Raw genomic sequence first — 23,702 nt, forward strand, 5'->3', positions numbered from 1 at the left:
GGTTCGACGAGGTAAACGATGAAACTGCGCTCTCCCCTGATTATTGCCGCCCTGCTGGGCTGCGCCGCCACCGCTTCGGCCCAGACCGTTGTATGCACGCCGGAAGAAGCTCTGAGAAAGGCCGAAGAAACAGCCGTCACCATCAACCGCCTCGCCGCCGGCAACCCGGAGAAGGCCGCCCGGCTGCACGAGCAGCTGAAAGCACTTCAAGAGCGCGACCCTACTCGTAGCCATCATGGTGCCTGCGAAGCCTATGAGCGCATCATCAGCGAACTCAATCGTCAGGACGCCGCCAACGGCGACTGAGGATGTGAAAGACCGCTCCTACAAAAACAGCCTGCTGCAGGAGCGGTAGCCCTCTCCCGCATCAGCTGATCAGCGTTCGCCCTGCCAGTGCATGCGACAGGGTGCCGCCATCAATGAACTCCAGCTCGCCACCCAGCGGCACACCGTGGGCAATCCGTGACACTTTGATGCCCAGCGGTTTGAGCAAGCCGGCGATGTAATGCGCCGTCGCCTCACCCTCCACCGTCGGGTTGGTCGCGAGAATCACCTCACTCACCGCGCTGCCCTCCACCCGCTCCAGCAGCGCAGGAATACCGATCTCGTCCGGACCCAGCCCATCAATGGGCGACAGATGCCCCTTGAGCACGAAATAACGACCGCGGAAGCTGCCGGCCATTTCCACTGCCCAGACATCCGCTGGACTCTGCAATACGCACAGCAGAGCATCATCACGCCGCTGGTCATCACATAACTCGCAGATGTCGGTTTCGCTCAATGTCCGGCAACGGCTGCAATAGCCGACACCATCCATTGCCGACTCCAGCACCTGTGCCAGATGCCGGGCCACGTCACGATCGCGCTCGAGCAGGTTCAAAGCCATGCGCTGTGCGGTTTTCGGCCCGACACCGGGCAACCCACGCAGCGCATCAATCAATTGGCGAATCAGAGGGCTGAAGCTCATATCTTATGAACCACTCTGATCAGAACGGCATCTTGAAGCCGTCAGGCAGATTCATGCCGGCGGTCATGCCAGCCATCTTCTCCTGATTCTGCTGCTCCAGTTTGCGCACAGCATCGTTGAATGCAGCGGCAATCAGGTCTTCCAGCACGTCCTTGTCTTCGCTCATCAGGCTGTCATCGATGGCGACGCGGCGCACATCGTGACGACCGGTCATGACCACGGAGACCAGGCCGGCACCGGATTGTCCGGTAACCTCGGCGTTGGCCAGCTCTTCCTGCATCTTCTGCATTTTTTCCTGCATCTGCTGAGCCTGCTTCATCAGGCCTGCCATGCCACCTTTCATCATGGTTGTATCCTCACAAGATTGTTCAAGCATCAAGCGGGCGGATGCTGTCATCACAGATCTGCGCCGCAAAGTCATTGATCAGCGCCTGCACCAGCGGGTCGCCCTGAATACTCTGTTCCGCTTCCTTCTGCCGCGCCACCCGTCGCCGAGCCGCAGCCACGGCGGGAGTTTCCTGGGTCGGCGCCTGCACGGTGACGGCCACCGTTACCGGCTGGCCCTCCAACGCGGCAATGGCTTTCTCCAGGCGCAACCTGTGGTTTTCGTTGTACAGCGCGCTGTGGCCCGGGTCCAGATGCAACTGCCAGACGGCATCGTCGGCAGCTACCAACTGACAATGGGCGGCAATACTCTGGGTCAGGCCGGCCACGCCCAGACGCGGATACACTTCCAGCCAGCGGGCAGCAATGCCGGCGGCGGGTGGAAGGTCACTGACGTCCTCATCGACCACTGCGGTCTCTGCCGCCAGGTCAGCTGCGGGCTCCCAGTCACCCAGATACTGGCTGACATCCACCTCATCATCACCATCACTCGGATCGAAACTGTCGTCCATCGGTGGACCTTGCAGCCACTCGGGCGGTTCATCCGTCGCCGGCGTGGCTGGTGCATCGGAGCGCAACGGTTGCACAGCGGCCGCGGGTACCGAGACAGGTTCCGGCTGCGGCTCCGGCCCGGCCACCGCCTCAGGTTGCGCGACCGCCTCTGCGGCTGGCGATGCAGGCGCAGTAGCGGCTGCTGGCAGAGTGTCTGGTGTGGTAACAGCAACGGGTGTCGCCACCGGCGATATTGGCGCGGTCGGCCTGGAGGCTCCGGAATCAGCCTCGGCTTGGCTGATCCCTGAAGGCTTTCCCGACTCCGGGTCCGGCGTCGGTGCAGCCTGGGCGGCCGGTGGGCTGGAAGCCACGCCTGCCGGCGCAGCGGTTCCGGTATGCTCCAGCGTGCCGGGGCGGAACGCCAGCATGCGCAGCAATGCCATCTCGAAGCCGCCGCGCGGATCGGGCGCCAGCGGCAGATCACGGCGCCCGTGCAATGCCAGCTGATAGAACAGCTGTACGTCCTCGGCGCTGATACGTCCCGCCAATTCGAGCACGCGCTCCTGGTCACCGAGACTGTTATCTGCCGCCTCGGGCAACACCTGGGCAATAGCCACCCGCTGCAGTGTGGAAATCAATTCGGCCAGCACACCGGCAAAATCGGCGCCCTGCTCGGCCAGCTCGGCAACCGCGGCCAGCAGACCTCGCGCATCGCCCGCGGCCAGTGCGTTGAGCAAACCGAATACCTGACCATGATCGATGGTACCGAGCATGCTACGCACTTCAGTCGCCTGCAGCTGACCATTACCGAACGCGATGGCTTGGTCGGTCAGGCTCAGACCATCACGCATGGAGCCATCGGCCGCACGGCCGAGCAACCACAGCGATTCATCATCAAACGGAATCCGTTCTTCGGCGAGCACATGCCGCAGATGCTCGACGACCTTTTCCGGCAGCATGTTCTTCAGCGAAAACTGCAGACAGCGGGACAGAATGGTGACCGGCAACTTCTGCGGATCGGTGGTCGCCAGCAGGAACTTCACGTGCGCGGGCGGCTCTTCCAGCGTTTTCAACAGCGCATTGAAACTGTGGCTGGAAAGCATGTGCACTTCGTCGATCAGGTAGACCTTGTAGCGTCCGCGGGAAGGTGCGTACTGCACATTGTCCAGCAGCTCGCGGGTGTCCTCGACCTTGGTCCGGCTGGCCGCATCGACTTCGATCAGATCGACAAAGCGCCCTTCGTCGATTTCCCGACAGGCTGAGCAGATACCACAAGGCTCTGAGCTGACACCGGCTTCACAGTTCAGACACTTGGCGAGAATCCGCGCAATGGTAGTCTTGCCGACCCCACGCGTTCCGGTGAACAGATAGGCATGGTGCAGGCGGTCATGGTCCAGCGCATTGATCAGTGCCTGCAGCACGTGGGTCTGGCCGACCATTTCACGAAACAGGCGCGGACGCCATTTGCGGGCTAATACCTGGTAACTCATCGAGGGCTGCTGTCCGGTGTCATTTGCAAGCAGCTACTGTACCCCAAAGGGCCCGTTGAATGCGAGATCCACGCCCGCTGCCAACCATCGGATTCAGCGGCGTGAAAGCTCCCTGCTCGCAGGTCGTTCTCCATCCCGGCCACAGCAGACTCCGCTGGCCGGGATGCAGCCCGCCCCCCAGGCCAGCGAAGCCCGCGCTATGGGATCAGTCCTGAATGTAGTCGTTGAAGATCAATGAAATGCGGTGTGCCGAGGACGCAAGATTCGGCACATTGAGCGTCTGGCGGCGATTCGTATCGCCCCGCGGCGTGCTGACCACCGAAATGGTGCCATCGGCTGGCATGCTGGCCGGCATGTACACATCCACGCCCCACTGGAAGGGCTGGTCCGGAAAGTACGGCAATGGATCACCGGTCGTCAGCGCCGGTGTAGCCTGATCATCATGCACGTGGATGCCGATATTGCCGCTGCCGATGGCCGGCTCGAGGATATTCACCGCAGGCTGGACGGGCCAGAGCAAACTGGTGGTGGCGATTTCCAGCACATCATTATCTGCGCCGCGATCAGCCCACCATTCCATGTCCCGGGTAATCACCAGCGCGGCATGATCATCACTGACCTGGGTATTGGTTTCAATCGCCGAGCCTTCAGGAGAGGTATTCAGTCGCACCAGGGTACTGTTGCGAATCAATGGCTGACGGTAGAAATGGTGCTCTGCGCGCCCCGGTCGCAACAGGCTGAATTCATAATGCGCTGCCGGATCCAGCGTTACCGGCCCCCAGTTTCCGTCCGCGGCAATACCAAAGGAGTCCATTGGCGTTGCCTGCAGACGTTCGCCGGTGTCCGGGTCCACCTGCCACACCCGCAGGGTCGTGCCCGCTGCACCGGTATTGGCCGGAAAATAGACCGCTCGACCGGCAATTTCAACCTCATTGGCTTGTGGCAGGATCTCGGTCCGCGCCGGCTCGACGCCGGTGAAGAATTCAAATTGCGCGGCAAAAGACGCTTCCGAGGTGGCCGCTTGCACGTGGGTTTCATCGGGAACGTAGGCATTCACCTCGCCAAGGGTTTCATTTTCGTCGACAAACAAGCCCATGCAATTCGAGCCACCCGGACAATTCTCGCCGGTCGCGCCATCGATGGCCACATAACCCGCCACCTTGGCTTCACGGGTCGGCGCGGTCAGATAGTAACCGCATACCGCAGTACCCAGGGAATGGCACGCAAGATAGACCTGATCCGCGTCGAAATTACTCAGCACCTGATTGACAAAGAGGTCCAGATCGCCGCTCAGACCACCCGTCAACGCCCTCCCCACGTCAGCCTGGGACGCAGTGCTGTATTCAAACGCAACCACATGATCTTCCGGATAGCCGTTGCTGGCAAAACGCATGGCCTGAGTTTGATATTGGGAGGCGGAACCTGCTGTTCCGTGGACGAAGATGATTGGCAGAATGCGCTCCTCATCCAGATCCGGCATGCTCGGACTGCCCGGGCCCGGAGAGGCAACCTTATCCGAACTCGAACCGGAGCCGCCCAGGCAGCCGGCAAGCAATACCGAAGAAACGATCAGACAGAACAAGCCACGCGCGGGAGCGCCGACCTTGGTGAACTTCATATCCATGCTGTAAACCTTTTTATTGTTATCGATAAACTGCACATGAGACATTAGCCAAGATCCGCTCACCTTGCCACTGATCCGGATAACGCATTACCAACGAACAGGCGAACGGAATCGACCGTGGACGGAAGTCGGAAAAACAGATTGGGGAGAAAACAGGAAAAGGCGGCAGTAAAACGGAGCACTATGGGTGGCAACCCTGCCAGCCACACCCCGGCACACGATATAACCGCTGCGGCTGCTCCCTTCCAGGCCTGACCGGGTTCACGGTGAATCGTTGCGAGGGGACCGACAGGGTCACCATAGCGTGCCCTGCAGATGAGGGCCGCGCTATTGTAGCGGGTTGCTCGCAAGTTACAACCCGCGAAGCGCTCAAAACCAAAGGTTTTTCAGAGATATCCCAGTTCAGCCCTGCACGTCACCAGCGGTTATACTCGGCGCAATTCGATATCGGAGCCCTGATCATGCAACCCGAAGACCTGAAGCTGCTGGTAACCCGTGAAATGCCCTTCGGCAAATACAAGGGGCGGCTGATCGCCGACCTGCCGGGTCATTATCTCAACTGGTTCGCCCGCGAGGGCTTTCCCAAGGGTGAAATCGGACGCCTGCTGGAACTGATGCAGGAGATCGACCACAACGGATTATCGGCACTGCTCGACCCCTTGCGCAGCAAGCCTCCGGTCAGGCGCCAATGAACAGCGCGATCATCAGCGGAATATAGAACAGCGCCACCACCGTGCTCAGCAGGGCGCTGCCGGCAACCTGAGCCGGGGCCAGATTGAGCAGCGTGGCAATCACCACGGTATTGGCCGCAATCGGTGTGATGGAAATCAGAAAGATCGCCTGGTAGACGTCAGTGTCGTAGATCTGCGGCCCGTGGCTATCCAGCCACCAGAACAGCAGCGCAATCAGCGGCCAGACCACGAATTTACCGAAGAAGGCCAGCGCGGTGAAACGCAGGTTGCCAGCCAACCCGCGAAAGCTGAGGATGCTCATACCGATGATCATCATGCCGAAGATGCTGTAGGCTCCGCGCAGATTATCGAACAACGGCTCGAAGATATCCGGTATGCCTATGCCGCCCAGATTGAGCATTACCGCTGCAAAGAATGCATAGAGCGACGGCAGACGCGCCATCTTGATCAGGCAGTCGCGCACGCCATACAAACCGCGCGCCGCAAGATAGAAGCCGACCGAGTTCTCGTACAACGTGGTACCGAGCATGCATAGAATATAGATACTCAGGCCCTGTTCACCGAACAGCAGCAGGGCCACCGGTACGCCGAGATACCCGGTATTGCCGGTACCGACGGCCAGTGGAATGAGACTGGCACTGGCATCACCGACCCAGCGGCGAGCCACCACCAGGTGTGCACAGCCGATCACAGTACACAGCCCCAGCGTAAGGAAAGGCAGCAGGATCACTTCCGGCGACAGCGGCGCATTCATTACCCCCGAGAAGATCACCGAGGGCGTGATCATGTACATCATGATGCCGGCGATATGACTGCCGCTGGCCTGCAGAAATCGCCCGGCAACCCAGCCCAGTCCGACCGTCACGTAAAGCGGCAGCAATTTGTACAACAGGGCCAGCGCTGCCGTCATGGGAATCCCGCCAGAAAAAAATCTCAGTTTAACCATCCGCTCCGCGCATCACCACAAGCGGTGAGATGCTTTGTGAAAAATCAGCTACATCCATGCGCCGGCGGCCGAAGATGATAATATCCGGGTTCCATTTCTTTCGCGCCCGCAGGATCGTCCACGAATGGAAGTAATGAATACCCTGTTTGTGATCTGTGCCGGATTGCTGTGCGTCAGCATCCTGGCGAGTTCCATTTCCTCCCGACTGGGTATTCCGCTGCTGCTGATTTTCCTTATCGTCGGCATGCTCGCCGGCGAAGAGGGCCCCGGCGGTATCGCTTTCGACAACATCGACACTGTTTATGTCATCGGCAGCCTGGCACTGGCTATCATCCTGCTGGATGGCGGCATGCGCACGCGGGCGGAGAATTTCAAGGTCGCGCTCTGGCCATCCCTGTCGCTGGCCAGTTTCGGGGTATTGATCAGCGCCCTGATCACCGGCCTGGCGACCGCCTGGTTGCTGGAGCTGCACTGGTTGCAGGGGCTGTTGCTGGGCTCGATCGTCGGCTCTACCGACGCTGCGGCGGTCTTCTCGCTGCTGCAGGGCAAAGGCCTGAACCTGAAGCGACGGGTCGGCGCCACCCTGGAAATCGAATCCGCCTCCAACGACCCCATGGCCATCTTCCTGACCATCACGCTGGTGGAAATGCTGGTCAACGGTCAGACCTCCTTCAGTTGGTCGTTTCTGCTCATGTTGCTGCAGCAATTCGGTATTGGCGCCATCTGCGGTTTGGCGGGCGGCTTCTTCCTGACCTGGCTGGTCAACCGGGTCAGCCTCGATACAGGCCTGTACCCGCTGCTGATCACCAGCGGCGCCATACTGGTCTTCGCGGTTACCAACATCCTCGACGGCAGCGGCTTTCTGGCTATTTTCATTACCGGCCTGGTGCTGGGCAACAGTCGGCTGCGCAGCCTGCAGAACATTCTGCACATGCAGGACGGCATGGCCTGGCTGAGCCAGATCGGCCTGTTTCTCATGCTCGGGTTGCTGGTCACCCCCTCGGAGATGCTAACTATCGCACTGCCCGCCCTGGCAATTGCCTTATTCATCATCCTGGTCGCGCGACCGATTGCGGTACTGATCTGTCTGGCGCCTTTCGTCTTCTCCTGGCGCGAACGTCTGTTCATCAGTTGGGTTGGGCTGCGCGGTGCGGTACCGGTGATGCTGGCTATTTTCCCGCTGGTAGCGGGCCTGGAGCAGGCGCAACTGTTGTTCAATATGGCCTTTGTCGTGGTATTGGTGTCACTGCTGTTGCAGGGCGCCAGCCTGCCGATCGCGGCGAGATTGTGCCGCGTTGAAATTCCACCCACCCCCGAGCCGCTGCACCGCACCAGCCTGGACGTGGTGGTCGAAAGCGATTACGAACTGATGGTGTACCAGCTGAGCAATGCCAACTGGTGCGTAGGCGTGCATCTACGCGATCTGAAGATGCCGAAGGATACGCGCATCGCCGCGTTGTTCCGTGGCCGCAAACTCCTGCACCCTTCCGGCAGCACACGCCTGGAGTTGAATGACGTACTCTGCGTCATCGGCCACGCACGGGATCTGCCGGCGCTGTCCAAGCTGTTCAGTACCACCAGCGCTCCGTCCCGTCTGGACAGCCGCCGGTTCTTCGGTGACTTCATCCTTGAAGGCTCGGCATTGTTGGGCGATGTGGGCAAGTTCTACGGTTTCGAGGTGTCACCGGAAACGGCGCAGATGACCTTGGCGGCGTTTTTCGTCAAGCAGTTCGGCAACTATCCGGTGGTGGGTGACAAAACCGAATGGCAAGGCCTGACCCTGATGGTAGCGGCAATCGAGGATGACCTGATCCAGAAGGTCGGATTGAAACTGAACGATGGCAAGAAGGATCCAACCGCACCACCGGCGCCCTGATATTGCAGGCAGCGCCAGTTGACCAGTAACCTGCCATGAAACACAGAAAACCGGAGGCGCTATGAATATCAGTCAGGCGGCACGGACCACCGGCTTGACGCCCCGCATGATCAGGCACTACGAGAGTATCGGCCTGCTCCCCGGTACCACGCGGACGGCGGCAGGCTATCGACTGTTCAACGAGCAGGATCTGCACACCCTGCGGTTCATTCAGCGAGCTCGCAGCCTTGGCTTCTCCATCGAGCAGATCAGCCAGCTGCTGGCGCTCTGGCAGGACCGAGATCGCAGCAGCGCCGTGGTCAAGGGGCTCGCACGCCAGCATCTGCGGGAACTGGAAGAGAAGATCGCTGGGTTGCAGGCCATGCATGACAGCCTGTCGGAACTGGCCAGCTGCTGCCTGGGCGATGAACGGCCAGACTGCCCGATTCTTGAGCGCCTGGCTGACAATGAGCAGTCGGTCAGCCGGTAGTCTGCGGGGCAACCATCAACGCAGGAAGTTGAACAGACTCAGTCCGCTGACCTTGACGAAGCTCTGCTGCGCCGCCTGCAAGACAATACTTTCCATGCTCAGGCGGCTGAGTGCTTCAGCATAGTCCAGATCTTCCAGGCCTGATTGCACCGTGGTATTGATCAGGCTGGCTTCATCGTTTTCCAACTGAGTGGAGTCGATCACGTTGAGGCGCGCGCCGAGGCTTGTTTGCACACCCAGGACCTTGTTCATCGCATTGTCGAGGTTCTGCAGGCTGACCGACAGCATGTCGCTGCGCTGCAGTTTCCCCTCGGGGCTGTCGTAAGTGTTTTCCAGCGTATTGCGCAATAGGCGAACGGTATCAAGCACACTGCGCTTTTCTTCGCTGTTAACAGTGAATTCGTCGCCGGCAGCCAGGTCGCCGCTTAATGTCACCGCCATGCCAGCGTAGCCAATCTCATAGTTCCCATCAGCGTTCGGCTCTAACGCACCATCGGCTAGCTGAACGCCATCCGCACCTCTGACCTCATAGACAAACTGGGTAGGATCAGCAGGATCGGCGCTGATGACGATGCTGATACCGTCACGGGGAAAATCCTTCAAGAACGCCTCGTTATCCTCCACCGTGCCGGGAGAAACAGCCCCGCTGGCATTATTGGCTGGGGCGCTTGTCAGCCGAGTGGCATTGGGTACATCAACAAACAGCTCCTTGCCGTTGTCATTGATCGCCACCATCTTGGCGCTGCCAATCTGGATCGAACGCTGGCCCTCGTCACCGGCATAGGTATAGCTGCCATCGGCGTTCTTGACGAAAGGCTGGCTATCACTCTGGTAACCGCCGAACAGATACTCGCCACGGGCATTCTGACTGTTGAGCAGCCCATGGAGTTCGTTTTCACGCTCGGCCAGCTCCTGGGCCAAAGCCTGCCGGCCACCAGCGTCCAACGCACCATTACCCGCCTCCAATGCGATCTCCCGAACACGCTGCAGTACGTTATTCACCGAGTTCAGGATGGCCTCTTCCTGTGTCAGGCTGTTAGTAGCAGCCGTCAGGTTGTCTTTGTATTGGGCCAGCTTGCTGGCTTGCTGGTCCAGTTGCAGCAAACGCACCGAGGCGACCGGATCATCCGCCGGAGTGAGAATGCGCTTGCCGGAAGTGATCTGTTCCTGCGTTCGGGTGACCGCAGAATAGTTGTCCTGAATCCCGCGAACGCCGGTATTGAATGCCTGAATAGTGGAAATACGCATAGTTGTCGCCCCGTCAGCGCATGCTGTTGATCAATGTATCGAACACAGTGCGCGCAACTTGAATGATCTGTGCTGACGCGTTGTAGTACTGCTCGAACTGGATCAGATTGGCCGCCTCTTCATCGAGACTCACAGCCGAGACCGAATTCCGGTTGTTGGTGGCCTGCACCAGCATCGCCTGATTGGCATCCGCCTCGGTACGTGACTGCGCGGTGAAGGTGGCGACCTTCTGCACCAGATCGCCATAACCATCGAGCAGCGAGAAACCCCGCGCCCCGTCGCCCTGCCCCAGCACCTGACGGGTCTGCAGATCAGACATGGCCAGAGCGTTGCGGTTATCCGCCACGCCGGTATTGAAACCAACCGAGAAGCTGTCGCCATCCAGCGGCTTGCCGGATAACGTCATACTGAACGTGTGCCCATCGACCTCCCACTCAAAGGGCTGGCCAAGGGTAACCTCGATCTCCAGCGCCGGGTCTTCGCTGGTCAGCAGGCCCGTACCGGTACCGGTTTCGGTATAGGTGAACTCGGTGGCCAACCCCTTCAATGCCGCCAGATCCAGCGGCTGCGGCCCATCGACCATCAGCGGTTGATTGACATTGCCGGTACCGCGGTTGTTCAAGTCTGCCTCACTTCCCAGCGGCGCGGCGAAAGCCAGTTGCTGTGGTTCGGTCATGACCACCGAAAGCCCCTGCGCCGCCGAGCGCGTGGGCGTCAGCAGGTAGCGATCCCCAGCCTGGTAGTTGCCACTCTGATTGCCCAGATCGAGCCCATCGAAGGCGGCATAGCGCGGATCGCCTTCGCTCGCGTTCAGATCGAACGGACCGAGCACCCGGCCGTCAGCCACCCGCCGTACTGTGAACTCGGCTTCGCTGGTGAAGGTCAGCTCATAGTCCGAGGTACTCAATGCCGAGGTATCATCGATGCGCACATCCAGCGTCGACTCCGAGCTATTACCTTCGCGGCCACGGCTGCGCAGGCCCATATAGGCCTCGCTGTTGATATCCCCAAACAGGTCGCTGCCCACCTGGCCGTTAAGATCCAGTCCCTTGCCCAACTGCTGGTTGAACTCGCTGGCGATCGACAATGACATGCGACCCAGGGCATTGAAGGCCAGATCCAGCACATCCTCACGATAGTTGAGCAAACCACCCAGTTCGCCGCCGTTGATCAGCTTGGTAACGTCCTGAGCGGTGTTACCGCTGACCAGTTGAATATCCACCCGTGACGGGTCAGCGCGGCCCGGAGTGGCCTGCAGTATGGAGGCCTCCTTGCCGACCACCAGGGGCTGACCGGAACCTATGAACAGGTTGACGCTGTTATCGCCCTGATTGACCACGGTCACGCCGACATAGCCGCTGAGCTCGCGGATAGCTTCATCACGGGCATCCAGCAGATCATTCGGCACGGAGCCATTGGCCGAGGCCTTGGCAATGGCATCGTTGTAACCGGCCACCGACTGCGCCAGGCGGCTGACCTGCTGGGTGATGCCGGTCATCTGCTGGCTGATGAACTGATTCTGCGTGGACAGTTGTTGCTGCACCGAGTTGAAACGCCCGGCCAACCCCTGAGCCTCGGACAGAAACAGCTGACGCGCCGGTAGGCTGGCCGGGTCTTCGACGGCGGTCTGCAACGCATCAAAGTAATTCTGCATGCCGGTGGTGATTCCGGATGCGGTACTGGACAATGTGCTGTTCAGCTCCTCGATCTGGGTGTTATAGGCATTCACCTCGGATGCGGCCGACGTGGTCGAGCGCACCTGGTTGGTCAGAAACTGGTTATAGATACGCTGGATATCGACCACCTTGGTGCCGGTACCCATATAACCGGCACCGGTGTGCCCGGGGGGGTTGGCCGTCTGGATTGCCGTCTGGCGGGTGTAACCGGGCGTGTTGACGTTGGTGATGTTCTGCCCGGTAACCGAGAGATTGGTTTGCGCGGCGCGAAGCCCACTCAGACCGATGTTGAACAGATCTGCCATGCTTATGCCCTGCCTTCACTGGCGTTGGTATTCACGGCTGCCGTGGTATTTTCACTGATCAGCTTGCGTGCAATCTGCGATACCTTGCTGGCGTAACGCGGGTCGGTAGCGTAGCCGGCCTGCTGCAGTTCGCGGAAGAAGGCATCCGCGTCGCCGGTACGCGTCAGCGCCTGTTCATAACGACCATTGCTCTGCAAAAAGTCGACATAATCGTTGAAGCTCTGTTCATAGGAATCGTAGCTGCGGAAGGTCGCGCGCTCCTGCTGTTTAACCCCGCCGCGGTACTCGCTGGTCAGCACATTGGCTGAATCGCCCTGCCACTGGCCGTGGGTCTTGATGCCGAACAGGTTATGGCTGCTGCTGCCATCCTTCTCGCGAATGATCGACTTGCCCCAGCCAGTCTCAAGAGCAGCCTGGGCGACCAGATAATGCGGATCCACCCCCAGCCGCGCCGCGGCTTTCTCCGCCATCGGCAACATGGCCGCAGCGAACTCGGCCGGACTCTTGAAACGCGCCTTGGCATTGGTTGCCGCCACGGTTTCCGGACTGCTCTGGGCCGCCAGCACGGCGCGCATCGGCTGCCACTGACGGGAGGGCTCAGCCGACTCGACCGGGGTGGCTGTTTTCTCTGCCGCTGGCGTATTTCCGAGCACCACCTCACCATGCCCGACACTGATACCCAGACGCCGGCGCGCCAGCAAAGCCGAGTGGTCCGGGCGCTCGCCTGCGGCGGCACTGACAGCGGCAGCCGGCGCTGCCGCTAGAGCTTTTTCCGGCGACAGTTGCCGCAGCATCACGTCAGCCAACCCCATGCCCTGCTTTTCTGCAAGATGTACCGACAGCTGGCTGTCGTACATGTCCTGATAGAAGCGCGTCTGCGGGGTATTCAGCGGATTGCCCTCGGCGAATGCCTGGTTGGCATCGCGCATGCTCTTGACCATGACATTCAGAAACAGCGACTCGAACTGCTCGGCCACACGCTGCAGGTTCTCCGGGCTGTCGGCCTTACTGCCAGCCTTGAGCTGGGCCATGGCATTCAGGTCGGTATAGCTGAGACTGTTGCTCTGCATGGGTCTGTCCTCAGATGACAACCAGATCGGCGTTCAGCGCGCCGGCCTGTTTCAAGGCTTCAAGAATGGCCATCAGGTCGCCCGGTGCGGCGCCGACCTGGTTTACCGCACGGACGATTTCATCCAGCGAGACACCCGGGTTGAACACGAACATGCGGCTGTCGCCCTCTTCGATACTGATCTGCGAGCTCGGCGTGATGACCGTCTGACCACCGCTGAACGGCTCCGGCTGGCTGACCTGATAGTTCTCGCTGATAGTCACGGTCAGGCCGCCGTGGGTCACGGCCGCCGGCTGGACGCGTACGTCCTGGCCGATGACGATGGTGCCGGTACGGGAATTGATGACCACCTTGGCCGCAGCGTTGCCTTGTTTCACTTCGAGATTCTCGACCATGGCCATGTAATCGACCCGCTGGTTGGGGTCCAGCGGCGCGCGCACGCGGATAGAGCCACCATTGAGCGCCTGGGCCACCCCCGGGCCGAAGGTATCGTTGATCTGGTCGACCACCCGCTTGGCGGTGGTGAAATCCGGCCGGTTCAGGTTGAACACCAGATGATCGCTGCTGGCAAAGGGGCTGACGACGGCCCGCTCGACGGTAGCGCCGCTGGGAATCCGACCCACGCTGGGCACGTTCACGGTGATGCGCGAGCCATCAGCACCTTCGGCGCCGAAGCCGCCCACTACAAGGTTACCCTGGGCAATGGCATAGACCTGACCATCAAGGCCCTTCAATGGCGTCATCAACAGGCTGCCGCCACGCAGGCTCTTGGCGTTGCCGATCGACGACACTGTGATGTCGATGGTCTGACCGGGGCTGGCAAACGGCGGCAGATCGGCATGGATCGCCACTGCGGCGACGTTCTTCATCTGGATGCGCGTGCCCTGGGGTACGGTGATGCCGAACTCGGTCAGCATGTTGTTGAAGGTCTGCACGGTAAAAGGCGTCTGCGTGGTCTGGTCGCCGGAACCGTCCAGACCGACCACCAGGCCGTAGCCGATCAGTTGGTTGCTGCGGATACCGGCAATGCTGGCAATATCCTTGATGCGCTCGGCCTGGGCCAACGGGCTGACCAGTGCAAGGCACAGACAGATCAGAAATAATCGCATGGGTCTGCTCCTAGAAAGGCCACACCGGGCTCATGAAGAACTGGCTCAGCCAGCCGGGCTTACTGGCATTGGCAAAGGCACCGGTGCCGGAATAGGTGATGCGGGCATCGGCGATGCGAGTCGACTGCACGGTGTTGTCTGAGCCGACATCATCCGGGCGAATCAGGCCGGACAGGCGGATCAGCTCGTCTCCGTTGTTCAGGGTGATCCACTTCTCGCCACGTACCGCCAGCAGCCCGTTGGGTAACACATCGGCCACGGTGACCGTGATCGAGCCAGTCAGACTGTTGCTCTGGTTGGCATCGGCCTCGCCATTGAAGTCACGACCGCCACCCAGCTCGACGCCGGTGTTGATGCCGGCAATGCCGCTGCGACCGAACAGCATCGGGTTGGCGATACTGACGCTGCTGTCCTTGCTGATCTCATTCTCGGCCTTCTTCTGCGCCGCCATCCGCTCGGTGAGCACCACGGTGATCACATCGCCAATGCGGTTGGCCTTGCGGTCTTCATACAAGCTGATTTCAAACCCAGGCTGGTAGATGGCGCCATTGTTCAGTTCCTGAGGCATGGGCGTACGCGGCATCACTGGCGCATAGGCCGGATCGTTCGGCTTGGGCGGTGTCTGAACGCACGCCGCCAGGGTTGCCACACAGATTGCCAACAGGGTTACGCGCAGGGCTTTCATCTCATTGCACTCCAGGAACCGGTCGATCACAGGTTCTGACTGATGTATTGCAGCATCTGATCTGCGGTGGAAATGACCTTGGAGTTCATTTCGTAGGCGCGCTGGGTGGTGATCATGTTCACCAGCTCTTCCACCACGCTGACGTTGGAATTCTCCAGGGTGTTCTGCAGGACGGTGCCAAGGCCGTTTTCGCCGGGATTGCCGGCCTGCGGTGCGCCGCTGGAAGCGGTCTCCAGGAACAGGTTGCCGCCAATGGCCTGCAGTCCCGCCGGGTTTATAAAGTCGGCTGTCTGCAGTACGCCCAGCTCCTGAACGCCGGCATCACCAAACTGGGAAATCGATACAGTGCCGTCCTCGCCGACGGTGAAAGTCTGTACTTCGTCAGGCAGGGTGATGCCTGGCTCCAGCGGGTAGCCATTGGACGTCACGATGCGACCGTCGGAATCCAGGTGGAAACTGCCGTCGCGGGTGTAACCGATGTTGCCGTCGGGCATCAGGATCTGGAAGAAGCCGCGACCGTTGATCGCCATGTCCAGCGGCTGCTCGGTGGTCTGCAAGGTGCCGGTGGTGAAGATTTTCTGGGTGCCAGCCACGCGCACCCCGGAGCCCAGCTGCAGACCCGAAGGCAGCTGCGTATCCTGGGTGCTCTGGGCACCGGGCTGGCGCTTGATCTGGTACAGCAGGTCCTCGAACTCCGGGCGGTCACGTTTGAAGCCGGTAGTCGAGACGTTGGCCAGGTTGTTGGAAATGGTGCTGAGCATGGTGTCCTGGGCGGACAGACCGGTCTTGCTTACCCACAGTGCTGCGTGCATGCCTTGTCTCCTAGCTGGTCAGGAAGATCAGCTGATCTGCAGAAGTTTGTTGGTGGCCTGAGCGTTCTCTTCGGCGGTGCGCATCATCTTGATGTGCAGCTCGAATTGCCGGGCCAGGGATAGCATCGCGGTCATCTCTTCCACCGCATTGACGTTGCTGCCTTCGAGAAAACCGGTAACCAGGGTCACGGCGCCATCGGCCGGCTGTTCCTGACCGTCATTCATGCGCATCAAGCCATCTTCGCCCTTGTGCATGGCCGCCTGATCAGGCTTGACCAGCTTGATGCGATCCACCTCGGCGAGCACGTTGGGCGCTTCGCCCTGGGCACGGAAACTGATGGTGCCGTCAGTGCCGATTTCCACCTTGTCCGCCGGCGGCAAGGCGATCGGGCCAGCATTGCCGAGCACCGGCAAGCCGCCGCTGGTGCGGAGAATGCCGAACACGTCGATCTTCAGATTGCCGGCGCGGGTGTAGGCTTCGCCGCCGTCAGGTGATTGAACGGCGATCCAGCCGTCACCGTTCACCGCAATGTCCAGATCCCGTCCGGTTTCCTGCAGCGTACCGGCTGACATATCGGTTCCGGGGCGCTCGGTCATGGCGTATGCGCGGGTTGGCAGCCCCTCACCGAACACCGGCATGGAGCGGGCCTGCTCGAAATCCCGACGAAATCCGGTAGTGCTGACGTTGGCCAGGTTATTGGCATGGGCGCGCTGGGCCAGCATGTTCTGACTGGCGCCGCTCATGGAAAGAAAGAGGGATTTGTCCACGCTCTACTCCGCTTCGGCAATCTGACGGGAAATTGCCGTTTTGAATGATCTCGGAGTAGATAAAGCAGGGTTCATGCCAACTCATCAATAACGAAATATTGGCAGTGATTTCAAAGAGTTATAAAAAACAGAAAAAAGAAAACGGCAACAGCGGCAAATCAGATTGCCGCTGTTGCCGCTTTGTCGACGCGAGCGAGGCTTAACGCAGATTGATAATGGTCTGGGTCACTGCATCTTCGGTCTGGATGGTCTTGGCATTGGCCTGGTAGTTACGCTGGGCAACGATCAGGTTGATCAACATCTCTGACAGATCGACGTTGGATTGCTCCAATGCGCCGGACTGCACCAGACCTTGAGTGCCGGTACCCGGCGCACCGATTACCGCCTCACCAGAGTCGCTCGATTGCGCCCATGCTGTGTCACCCAAAGGTTTCAGCCCCTGCTGGTTGGCGAAGGTAGCCAATACCAACTGCCCTTGAGTCTTGGTCTGGCCGTTGGTGTAGCGGGCAATCAACATGCCTTGATCGTCGATTTCCAGACCAGCAAGATCACCGGTGGTGTAACCATCCTGAGATACCGCAGTTACTGCAAAGGCAGCGGAGTACTGCGTGGAACCATTGAGGTTCAGCTCGAAGCTCGTTGGTGAAATGGCGCCTGTAGGTTGCCCCGCCTTGTCCATCGGCGCCCAGCCGGTGATTGCTATCGGCTGCTGGGTCTGCAGCTGCCCGGTATCGGAGAATTTGAGTTGCGCCGGCCCTGCCACGTCATTCAGATCAACCGGCTTACCGCCGATCATCACATGCATATCCCAACTGTTGCTGTCGGTTTTGACAAAGTATTTGGTCATGACATGGGCGTTGCCCTGACTATCGTATACGTTCACTGACGTCGAGCTATTGAAAGTCGACGAGTCAGCAGGATCAAAGCTTGCTGTAGCGGCTACCTGACCCGCAGTTTCAGCAGCGGCACGCTGCTCAGGCGTGCGTGTTGACAGCAGTGCCGTCACACCAGCATCGTAGGTATCCTGATAGGCTTTTTGTGCATCCGCCTTAGCCGCTGCAATTTCCTCCGGGGAGGAGTTCGGATCAGAAATCACGCTGTCGAAGGCAGCACGAGCAGTCTCGCTTTGCGCTTTGATTGAGACAAGTTCCTCATCTGAAGGCGCCAGAACCGCATCATGCGCTTGTTTAAACGCACTCTCCCACGCCGGCAATCTGACACTCGCGGAATTCAGGTTCAAGGTCGAGGCTACCTTGCTGGTAGGGTTCGGGTTGGCCGCCCGGGTATCAACCCTGAGATCAGTCGGCACCCCTTCGGTGACCTTGCCAGTCAGCGGATCAACACCGTAACCCTGCAGCCGCTCGCCATTGTTGTTTACGATGAAACCTTCCTGGTTGGTGCCGAAATAGCCAGCGCGAGTGTAACTCAGCGCACCGTTGTTGCTGGTGACGAAGAAGCCGTTGCCGTTGATTGCCAGGTCCAGGCTGTTCTCCGTGTAGTTGATATTGCCCTGGGTAAAGATCTGCGCGACGTTGTTCAACACTACCCCACTGCCCTGGGCATTGCTGCCGGTACCCAGAATGGATGCCGCGTAGATATCGCCAAACTCCGCACGCGAGCTCTTGAAGCCCACGGTACTGGCGTTGGCAATGTTGTTACCGGTGATATTCAGATCGGAAGATGCCGCCCGGATACCACTGAGACCGATATTGAAAGACATGACTGACTCCTGTTGATACTTGTCGGACGACGTTACTTACCGATTGTGAAGACTTCTGACAGACCGATACTGCCCAGCCCCGCCAGGTTGAGAACCATTTCACCGCCGTGGCCCACTCCCAGCGAGACGCTATCCACGTTCGCCGGCAGCAAAGTGGCCAGCTGGATGGTTTCACCGTTGATGCTGGCCTGTGCCTCGAAACGGTATTTGCCGGCCGGCAAGACATTGCCGCTGGCATCTTTGCCGTCCCAGGCAAACTCGTTGATACCCGCTTCCTGCGCGCCCAGGTTGATGGTGGATACCACGCTGCCGGCATCGTCATAGACATTCACCGTTACCGCGCCACTGGCTTGCGGCAATGCCAGTTGCCCGGTAAAGCCGGCCTCGGGATCGATCATTGCCTGATCCGTTGGAATTATCACGGTCCGGCCCACCAGCGACGAGGCCTGCAGCGCCTGGGAGGACTGGAAACTGCTGGCCATGGCATCGATCGAGCTATTCATCTTCTCGATACCTTCAACGGTGCTGAACTGCGCCAGTTGGGCGATGAATTCGCCGTTCTCCTGGGGCGACATCGGATCCTGGTTATTCAACTGGGCGACCAGCAGTTCGAGAAATTCGTTCTTGCCCAGGTCATCACCCTTGGCAAAGCGGCCCTGATCAACCTGATATTGATCCAGCAGGCTGTTGCCGACGCTTATATTGCTCATTCGCCCACTCCCTTATTGGCCCAGCGTCAGCACGCGCTGCAGCATGGTTTTTGCGGTATTCATGATTTCCACATTGGTCTGATAGGCGCGCGAGGCAGCCATCATGTTGGCCATTTCTTCCACCACGTTCACGTTCGGGTAGAACACATAACCCTCTTCATTGGCCATGGGGTGATCGGGCTCGTAGCGCGATTGCAGCTCCGCATCCGACTCCACCACACCCAGCACCTGCACGCCCTGCCCGGCCTGATCCGTCGGTGCGAACAGCGAGCCACCGGCGGCCTGCTGTTCGTTGAATACGGTGGCAAACACCGCTTGGCGCGCCCGGTAGGTCTGGTCGACGCTGCTGGATACGGTCTCGGCATTGGCCATATTGCTGGCCACGGTATTGAGCCGCAGAGACTGTGCATTCATGCCGGAACCGGCAATATCAAATACCTGATTGAGCGACATGGTCAGTCTCCACGCAGGGCTGTCATCAGCCCTTTGAATTTGCTGTTGAGGAAAGTGAAGCTGGCCTGGAAGTCGATGGCGTTTTCCGTATAACGCGCCTGCTCGGCCTGGGTCTCCACCGTGTTGCCATCGACTGAAGCCTGGTAAGGCATGCGATAGCGCAGGCCGGCGGCCTGGTCGATGAAACCTTCCACATCGAGATGCCGGGCATGCGTGCGTGCCGCCTGGAAACCCTGATCGCCACCGGTCTGCTGGGCCTCCAGCACGGCGGAAAAATCCAGGTCGCGGGCCTGATAATTGGGCGTATCGGCGTTGGCGATATTGTTGGCCAACACCCCAGCGCGGTCGGCACGAAAGGCCAGCGCTTTCTCATGTATTCCCAGAGCGCGATCGAAACTCAAACTCATAATGACATTCCCCACTGTGGCCCGGCGGCCAGAGTTCTATTGCCGTTGCCATCAGCTTCAGCAATAGTTGTGCCATTATCATATAGACGTTATAAATCAAAGACTTATTGGTTTATGAGAAGATCGGGCGGCAAGGGATTTCCGCCCGGCGGCAAGCGTGTAACGGCTACCCGGCAAACAGCGGAACTCAACGGGCCTGGTAGATGATTCCCGGGCTGCATTGCACCATGCGGTATAACTCCGGCAGACCATTCAATGCCTCGGAGGCGCCGAGCATGAGGTAGCCACCGGGTTTGAGTGTGGCATGGATGCGGCGCAGGATGTCCTTTTTGACGTCTGCGGAAAAATAGATGAGCACATTGCGGCAGAACACGATATCGAACTTGCCGAGAATGCTGTAGCTGTCGAGCAGGTTGAGCTGACGAAACTCCACACGGCTGCGTACCGGCGTTTTCACCGACCAGCGGCCCGGCGCAAGCTCGTCAAAATAGCGGGTCAAGCGCTCCTGGGACAGACCGCGGGCGATGGCCAGACTGTCATACTGCGCAGCCTTGGCAGCTGCCAGCATGCTGGGGGAAATCTCGGTCGCAATAATCTGCGCACCACCGCGCAGCTGCCCCGGGTTGGCGCGCTCATATTCATCAATGGCCATGCTCAGTGAATAGGGCTCCTGCCCTGATGAACAGGCGGCCGACCAGATGCGCAGGCGTTGCCCGGGCTGATTGCTGATGAACTCGGGAATCAGCCGGCTTTTCAGGATCTCGAACGGGTAGACATCCCGAAACCACAGGGTTTCGTTGGTGGTCATGGCGTCTACGACGACCTCACGCAACCCCGAATGCGGTTGCTGCTGCATGTGCCGCATCAGTTCGGTAAGGTCTCGGATACCTCGCTGCTCCAGCAACCGGTTGAGCCGGCTGGCCACCAGATACTGTTTATTGTCACCGAGCACGATGCCACAGGTCCTTTCAAGAAAGTCCCGGAACAGGTTGAAGCTCTGATCAACTGCCGTCACACACAATGCTCCAATCCAGATGCATGAGGAACACCCTCACGCATTATGCCTCGCCTACCACCTGCAATCGTTGAATGACCCGTTCGGCGAGATCGTCGGGAGAGAACTTCGCCAGAAAATCATCCGCCCCGACCTTGCGCACCATCGCCTGGTTGAATACGCCGGAGAGTGATGTGTGCAGCATGATATGCAGGTCTTTCATCCGCGGGTCGGTTCTCACCTCGGCAGTGAGAGTGTAGCCGTCCATCTCCGGCATTTCGATATCCGAGATCATCATAAGCAGCGAATCGGCCGGTTGCACCCCGGCATCAGCCTGCGCCCGCAGCCAGTTCAGCGCCTCGCGACCATCATTGAGGGCAACCACTTCAATCCCCAGGGTTTCCAGACACCGAGCAACCTGCTTGCGCGCCACCGCTGAGTCGTCAACCACCAGCACCTTGTGGCTGGCTGCCTGTGTCAGCACCTTTGCATCGGCAGCGCGCTGCGGCACAGACTCTTCTCCGGCGATGACCTCGGCCAGTACCTTCTCGACGTCAATGATTTCCACCATCTGCTCGTCCACCCGCGTCACCGCGGTCAGATAATGATCGCGACCGGTGCCCCGTGGTGGCGGGTGTACGTCGGACCAGTTCAGGTTGACGATGCGCTCTACTGCTCGCACCAGAAAGCCCTGCACCCGATTGTTGTATTCGGTGATGATGACAAAGGCGCTGGACAAATCCTCCAGCGCACGCCCACCGGTCGCCTGGTTCAAATCAATGATCGGCAAGGTGCCACCGCGAATATGCGCCACACCGCGTACCACCGGATTCAGCTTGGGCAACAGCGTCAGGCGGGGGCATTGCAGCACCTCCTTCACCTTGAACACGTTGATGCCGTACAGCTGACGACCGCCCAGTCTGAACAACAACAACTCAAGTCGATTCTGGCCGACCAGTTGAGTGCGTTTGTCCACCGAGTCCATTATGCCCGCCATCAATCAACTCCTCTGAATACTGTTTGAACGGCATGGTCCTTGCTTGGCTTCACCCTTCAATAGAGAGACGCCGACATTCTGACGTGCGTCACCCCTGGGGTAAGGTTTGGATTCCATGCAGTTATCGGCACTTACAACCAGACTGATCGCGTTCTTTGCGCTGCTGAGTGCCGGCAGTCTGAGTGCCAGTCCGCTTATTGATCAGCTTATCGGCACCACCACCCATTATCTTGAGCAGAAAGTTGCCACACATCTGGCGGCCAGCACCCGTGACGCACGTTTCGAGATAAAGGTGAACAGACTCGACCCGCGCCTGCGCCTGCCGTTGTGTCCAGCCGATGCGATTCAGGCGAGCCTGGAAAGTCCCGACGTACCGGTCGGACGTGTCACCGTACGGGTCACCTGCGACAGCGAGGTGCAATGGCGGTTGTTCGTGCCTGCCACGGTGGAGTTGTATCATCAGGTGCTGGTGACAACGCGCCCGCTGCCGCGACATGGCGTCATTGCCGCGCAGGACATCACCCTGCGCGAGCGCAACGTCGGCAACCTCAGTGGCGGCTATCTGATGCAGCCGGAACAGGCCATCGGCATGCGCGTGCGCCGCCCGATTGCCGCCGATACCGTACTCAACCCCAGCCAGCTGGAGCAGGACGAGACGGTCAAGCGCGGCGACAAAGTGGTCATCAGCGCAGCCAATAGCCGAGTGTCGGTGCGCATGCCGGGAGAAGCACTGGAAAGCGGCAGTACCGGCAGCCAGATCCGGGTACGCAACCTCCGCTCCGATCGTGTAGTCAGAGCACGTATCATCGGTCCCGGCCAGGTCGAAGTGGCGATGTGATGTACCTGCCCCGAATCGGCTATACTGGCTGTCATTGCCCAAGCGCACAAAGTGTGCACTCGGTCACACATTTTATAACCCAGACCCCTAAAGTTCTGCCGATTGCAGCCGTTACAGCAGTAGGCATTCAGGTTCTGAGGACAAAATCATGGTCATAGATTTCAATACAAGCGGCACCAATGGCGCCGCACGCAGCAACCAGACCGGCGCGGCTGTCGGCAAGCGTGATGTAGCGGACCGCCCGACTGCCGAGACACAGAGCACCAGCGCACCTGCAACCGAATCACAGGTCAAGCTGAGCGACCAGGCTCAGCAACTGCAGGCGATTGAAGAACGCCTGCGTGATTTGCCGGAAGTCGACAGCGCACGCGTTGAGCAAATCAAGCAAGCCATTGCCGACGGCAGTTACCAGGTTGACAGCAACCGGATCGCCGACAAGCTGATCGCTCTCGAACAGTGATGTGATGGTGGCCGTGCAAACCAGCGGAGAATGAAGGATGCAGGATCTCAGCGAGCTTTTTGTTCGAGCCACAGACCACTGCGAGCAGTTCGCCGAATTGCTTGACCAGGAAAGACAGGCCCTGCTCGATCAGGACATGGACAGACTTGGCGCACTGACCCGGGCCAAGGCACCGCTGATTGAATCCCTGGCTGCCGACGAAAAGGCTCTTTCCGCGCAATGCAAGGCGCTCGGCAAACCCGAGAACCAGAGTCTGACCGATTTTATCCGCGCCTCGAACGCGCCGGCACTGGCTGACCATCATGCTGATTTTCTGGCCGCTGCCGAGCGCTGCCAGAGCGCCAATATGCACAACGCCAGGCTGATTCACCACAGTCAGCATATCAACTCCTCCCTCCTGGACCTGCTGCGCAATCAGGGCGAAGCCAGCCAGAATGTGTATGATCGCCGCGGCAATGCCAGTCGAACAGCGTCCCAACGCCCGATAAGCCGCGCCTGACATGGATGTTGC

At 59.5% G+C, this 23,702-nt stretch carries 25 protein-coding genes and 1 other RNA gene; 7 read left to right on the top strand and 19 right to left on the bottom strand.

Features of this window, described 5'->3' with window-relative positions; genetic code table 11:
* Positions 1 to 18 precede the first annotated feature (18 nt).
* A complete protein-coding gene (locus BLU11_RS10560; protein WP_090273306.1) occupies positions 19 to 306 on the top strand; it encodes a hypothetical protein in 288 nt (95 codons plus the stop codon).
* Positions 307 to 367: 61 nt separating this feature from the next.
* On the opposite strand, the gene recR is transcribed toward BLU11_RS10560, so the two are convergent.
* The 5 genes from recR to ffs form a co-directional block, all read right to left on the bottom strand.
* A complete protein-coding gene (recR, locus tag BLU11_RS10565) occupies positions 368 to 967 on the bottom strand; it encodes a recombination mediator RecR (protein WP_090273307.1) in 600 nt (199 codons plus the stop codon).
* Between the two features lie 19 nt (positions 968 to 986).
* Positions 987 to 1,313, bottom strand: coding sequence for a YbaB/EbfC family nucleoid-associated protein (locus BLU11_RS10570; protein WP_090273308.1), 327 nt, complete (start codon positions 1,311 to 1,313; stop codon positions 987 to 989).
* 22 nt (positions 1,314 to 1,335) lie between these two features.
* Positions 1,336 to 3,333, bottom strand: a complete 1,998-nt coding sequence (gene dnaX, locus BLU11_RS10575; RefSeq protein WP_090273309.1) for a DNA polymerase III subunit gamma/tau — start codon at positions 3,331 to 3,333, stop codon at positions 1,336 to 1,338.
* Positions 3,334 to 3,538: 205 nt separating this feature from the next.
* Positions 3,539 to 4,957 (bottom strand): hypothetical protein, encoded by a 1,419-nt coding sequence (locus BLU11_RS10580; RefSeq protein WP_157718658.1) that lies wholly within the window; start codon positions 4,955 to 4,957, stop codon positions 3,539 to 3,541.
* Positions 4,958 to 5,151: 194 nt separating this feature from the next.
* Positions 5,152 to 5,248, bottom strand: an RNA gene (gene ffs / locus BLU11_RS10585) — signal recognition particle sRNA small type.
* 170 nt (positions 5,249 to 5,418) lie between these two features.
* Between ffs and BLU11_RS10590 the strand changes: the two genes are divergently transcribed.
* Entirely contained in the window at positions 5,419 to 5,649 is a 231-nt protein-coding gene (locus BLU11_RS10590) for a DUF3820 family protein (protein WP_090273311.1), read from the top strand.
* Here BLU11_RS10590 and BLU11_RS10595 read toward each other — a convergent pair.
* Complete coding sequence (locus BLU11_RS10595; protein WP_090273312.1) at positions 5,636 to 6,559, bottom strand: AEC family transporter; 924 nt, start codon at positions 6,557 to 6,559, stop codon at positions 5,636 to 5,638. The genes BLU11_RS10590 and BLU11_RS10595 overlap by 14 nt on opposite strands.
* A gap of 160 nt (positions 6,560 to 6,719) precedes the next feature.
* On the opposite strand from BLU11_RS10595, the gene BLU11_RS10600 reads away from it, so the two are divergent.
* Together BLU11_RS10600 and cueR are read left to right on the top strand one after the other, a co-directional pair.
* On the top strand, positions 6,720 to 8,471 hold the full coding sequence (locus BLU11_RS10600; protein ID WP_090273313.1) for a potassium/proton antiporter: 1,752 nt from the start codon (positions 6,720 to 6,722) through the stop codon (positions 8,469 to 8,471).
* A gap of 61 nt (positions 8,472 to 8,532) precedes the next feature.
* The gene (gene cueR, locus BLU11_RS10605; protein ID WP_090273314.1) at positions 8,533 to 8,940 is read left to right on the top strand and encodes a Cu(I)-responsive transcriptional regulator; all 408 of its coding nucleotides are present in this window, start codon (positions 8,533 to 8,535) and stop codon (positions 8,938 to 8,940) included.
* Positions 8,941 to 8,955: 15 nt separating this feature from the next.
* On the opposite strand, the gene flgL is transcribed toward cueR, so the two are convergent.
* From flgL to BLU11_RS10670, 13 genes are all read right to left on the bottom strand, one after another.
* On the bottom strand, positions 8,956 to 10,188 hold the full coding sequence (gene flgL, locus BLU11_RS10610; RefSeq protein ID WP_090273315.1) for a flagellar hook-associated protein FlgL: 1,233 nt from the start codon (positions 10,186 to 10,188) through the stop codon (positions 8,956 to 8,958).
* A 13-nt stretch (positions 10,189 to 10,201) separates the two neighbouring features.
* Positions 10,202 to 12,169, bottom strand: a complete 1,968-nt coding sequence (gene flgK, locus BLU11_RS10615) for a flagellar hook-associated protein FlgK (RefSeq protein ID WP_090273316.1) — start codon at positions 12,167 to 12,169, stop codon at positions 10,202 to 10,204.
* Positions 12,170 to 12,171: 2 nt separating this feature from the next.
* Positions 12,172 to 13,239, bottom strand: coding sequence for a flagellar assembly peptidoglycan hydrolase FlgJ (gene flgJ, locus BLU11_RS10620; RefSeq protein ID WP_090273317.1), 1,068 nt, complete (start codon positions 13,237 to 13,239; stop codon positions 12,172 to 12,174).
* 10 nt (positions 13,240 to 13,249) lie between these two features.
* Positions 13,250 to 14,347 (bottom strand): flagellar basal body P-ring protein FlgI, encoded by a 1,098-nt coding sequence (locus tag BLU11_RS10625; protein WP_090273318.1) that lies wholly within the window; start codon positions 14,345 to 14,347, stop codon positions 13,250 to 13,252.
* 10 nt (positions 14,348 to 14,357) lie between these two features.
* Entirely contained in the window at positions 14,358 to 15,032 is a 675-nt protein-coding gene (flgH, locus tag BLU11_RS10630; RefSeq protein ID WP_090273319.1) for a flagellar basal body L-ring protein FlgH, read from the bottom strand.
* A 26-nt stretch (positions 15,033 to 15,058) separates the two neighbouring features.
* The gene (flgG, locus tag BLU11_RS10635) at positions 15,059 to 15,844 is read right to left on the bottom strand and encodes a flagellar basal-body rod protein FlgG (protein ID WP_090273320.1); all 786 of its coding nucleotides are present in this window, start codon (positions 15,842 to 15,844) and stop codon (positions 15,059 to 15,061) included.
* Between the two features lie 27 nt (positions 15,845 to 15,871).
* The gene (gene flgF, locus BLU11_RS10640; protein ID WP_090273321.1) at positions 15,872 to 16,612 is read right to left on the bottom strand and encodes a flagellar basal-body rod protein FlgF; all 741 of its coding nucleotides are present in this window, start codon (positions 16,610 to 16,612) and stop codon (positions 15,872 to 15,874) included.
* Between the two features lie 199 nt (positions 16,613 to 16,811).
* Entirely contained in the window at positions 16,812 to 18,332 is a 1,521-nt protein-coding gene (locus BLU11_RS10645; protein WP_090273322.1) for a flagellar hook protein FlgE, read from the bottom strand.
* 32 nt (positions 18,333 to 18,364) lie between these two features.
* A complete protein-coding gene (gene flgD, locus BLU11_RS10650) occupies positions 18,365 to 19,042 on the bottom strand; it encodes a flagellar hook assembly protein FlgD (RefSeq protein ID WP_090273323.1) in 678 nt (225 codons plus the stop codon).
* Between the two features lie 12 nt (positions 19,043 to 19,054).
* Positions 19,055 to 19,495, bottom strand: coding sequence for a flagellar basal body rod protein FlgC (gene flgC, locus BLU11_RS10655; protein ID WP_090273324.1), 441 nt, complete (start codon positions 19,493 to 19,495; stop codon positions 19,055 to 19,057).
* 2 nt (positions 19,496 to 19,497) lie between these two features.
* The gene (gene flgB, locus BLU11_RS10660; protein ID WP_090273325.1) at positions 19,498 to 19,902 is read right to left on the bottom strand and encodes a flagellar basal body rod protein FlgB; all 405 of its coding nucleotides are present in this window, start codon (positions 19,900 to 19,902) and stop codon (positions 19,498 to 19,500) included.
* Between the two features lie 187 nt (positions 19,903 to 20,089).
* Entirely contained in the window at positions 20,090 to 20,917 is an 828-nt protein-coding gene (locus BLU11_RS10665) for a CheR family methyltransferase (protein ID WP_090273326.1), read from the bottom strand.
* A 43-nt stretch (positions 20,918 to 20,960) separates the two neighbouring features.
* Complete coding sequence (locus BLU11_RS10670; protein ID WP_090273327.1) at positions 20,961 to 21,893, bottom strand: chemotaxis protein CheV; 933 nt, start codon at positions 21,891 to 21,893, stop codon at positions 20,961 to 20,963.
* Positions 21,894 to 22,008: 115 nt separating this feature from the next.
* Here BLU11_RS10670 and flgA point away from each other — a divergent pair, with 115 nt between their 5' ends.
* From flgA to BLU11_RS10685, 3 genes are all read left to right on the top strand, one after another.
* A complete protein-coding gene (gene flgA / locus BLU11_RS10675; protein WP_090273328.1) occupies positions 22,009 to 22,731 on the top strand; it encodes a flagellar basal body P-ring formation chaperone FlgA in 723 nt (240 codons plus the stop codon).
* A gap of 148 nt (positions 22,732 to 22,879) precedes the next feature.
* Positions 22,880 to 23,191 (top strand): flagellar biosynthesis anti-sigma factor FlgM, encoded by a 312-nt coding sequence (flgM, locus tag BLU11_RS10680; protein ID WP_090273329.1) that lies wholly within the window; start codon positions 22,880 to 22,882, stop codon positions 23,189 to 23,191.
* Positions 23,192 to 23,228: 37 nt separating this feature from the next.
* Positions 23,229 to 23,690 (top strand): flagella synthesis protein FlgN, encoded by a 462-nt coding sequence (locus tag BLU11_RS10685; RefSeq protein ID WP_090273330.1) that lies wholly within the window; start codon positions 23,229 to 23,231, stop codon positions 23,688 to 23,690.
* Positions 23,691 to 23,702 lie beyond the last annotated feature (12 nt).

It is taken from the genome of Halopseudomonas litoralis (assembly GCF_900105005.1).
Taxonomy (GTDB): Bacteria; Pseudomonadota; Gammaproteobacteria; order Pseudomonadales; family Pseudomonadaceae; genus Halopseudomonas; species Halopseudomonas litoralis.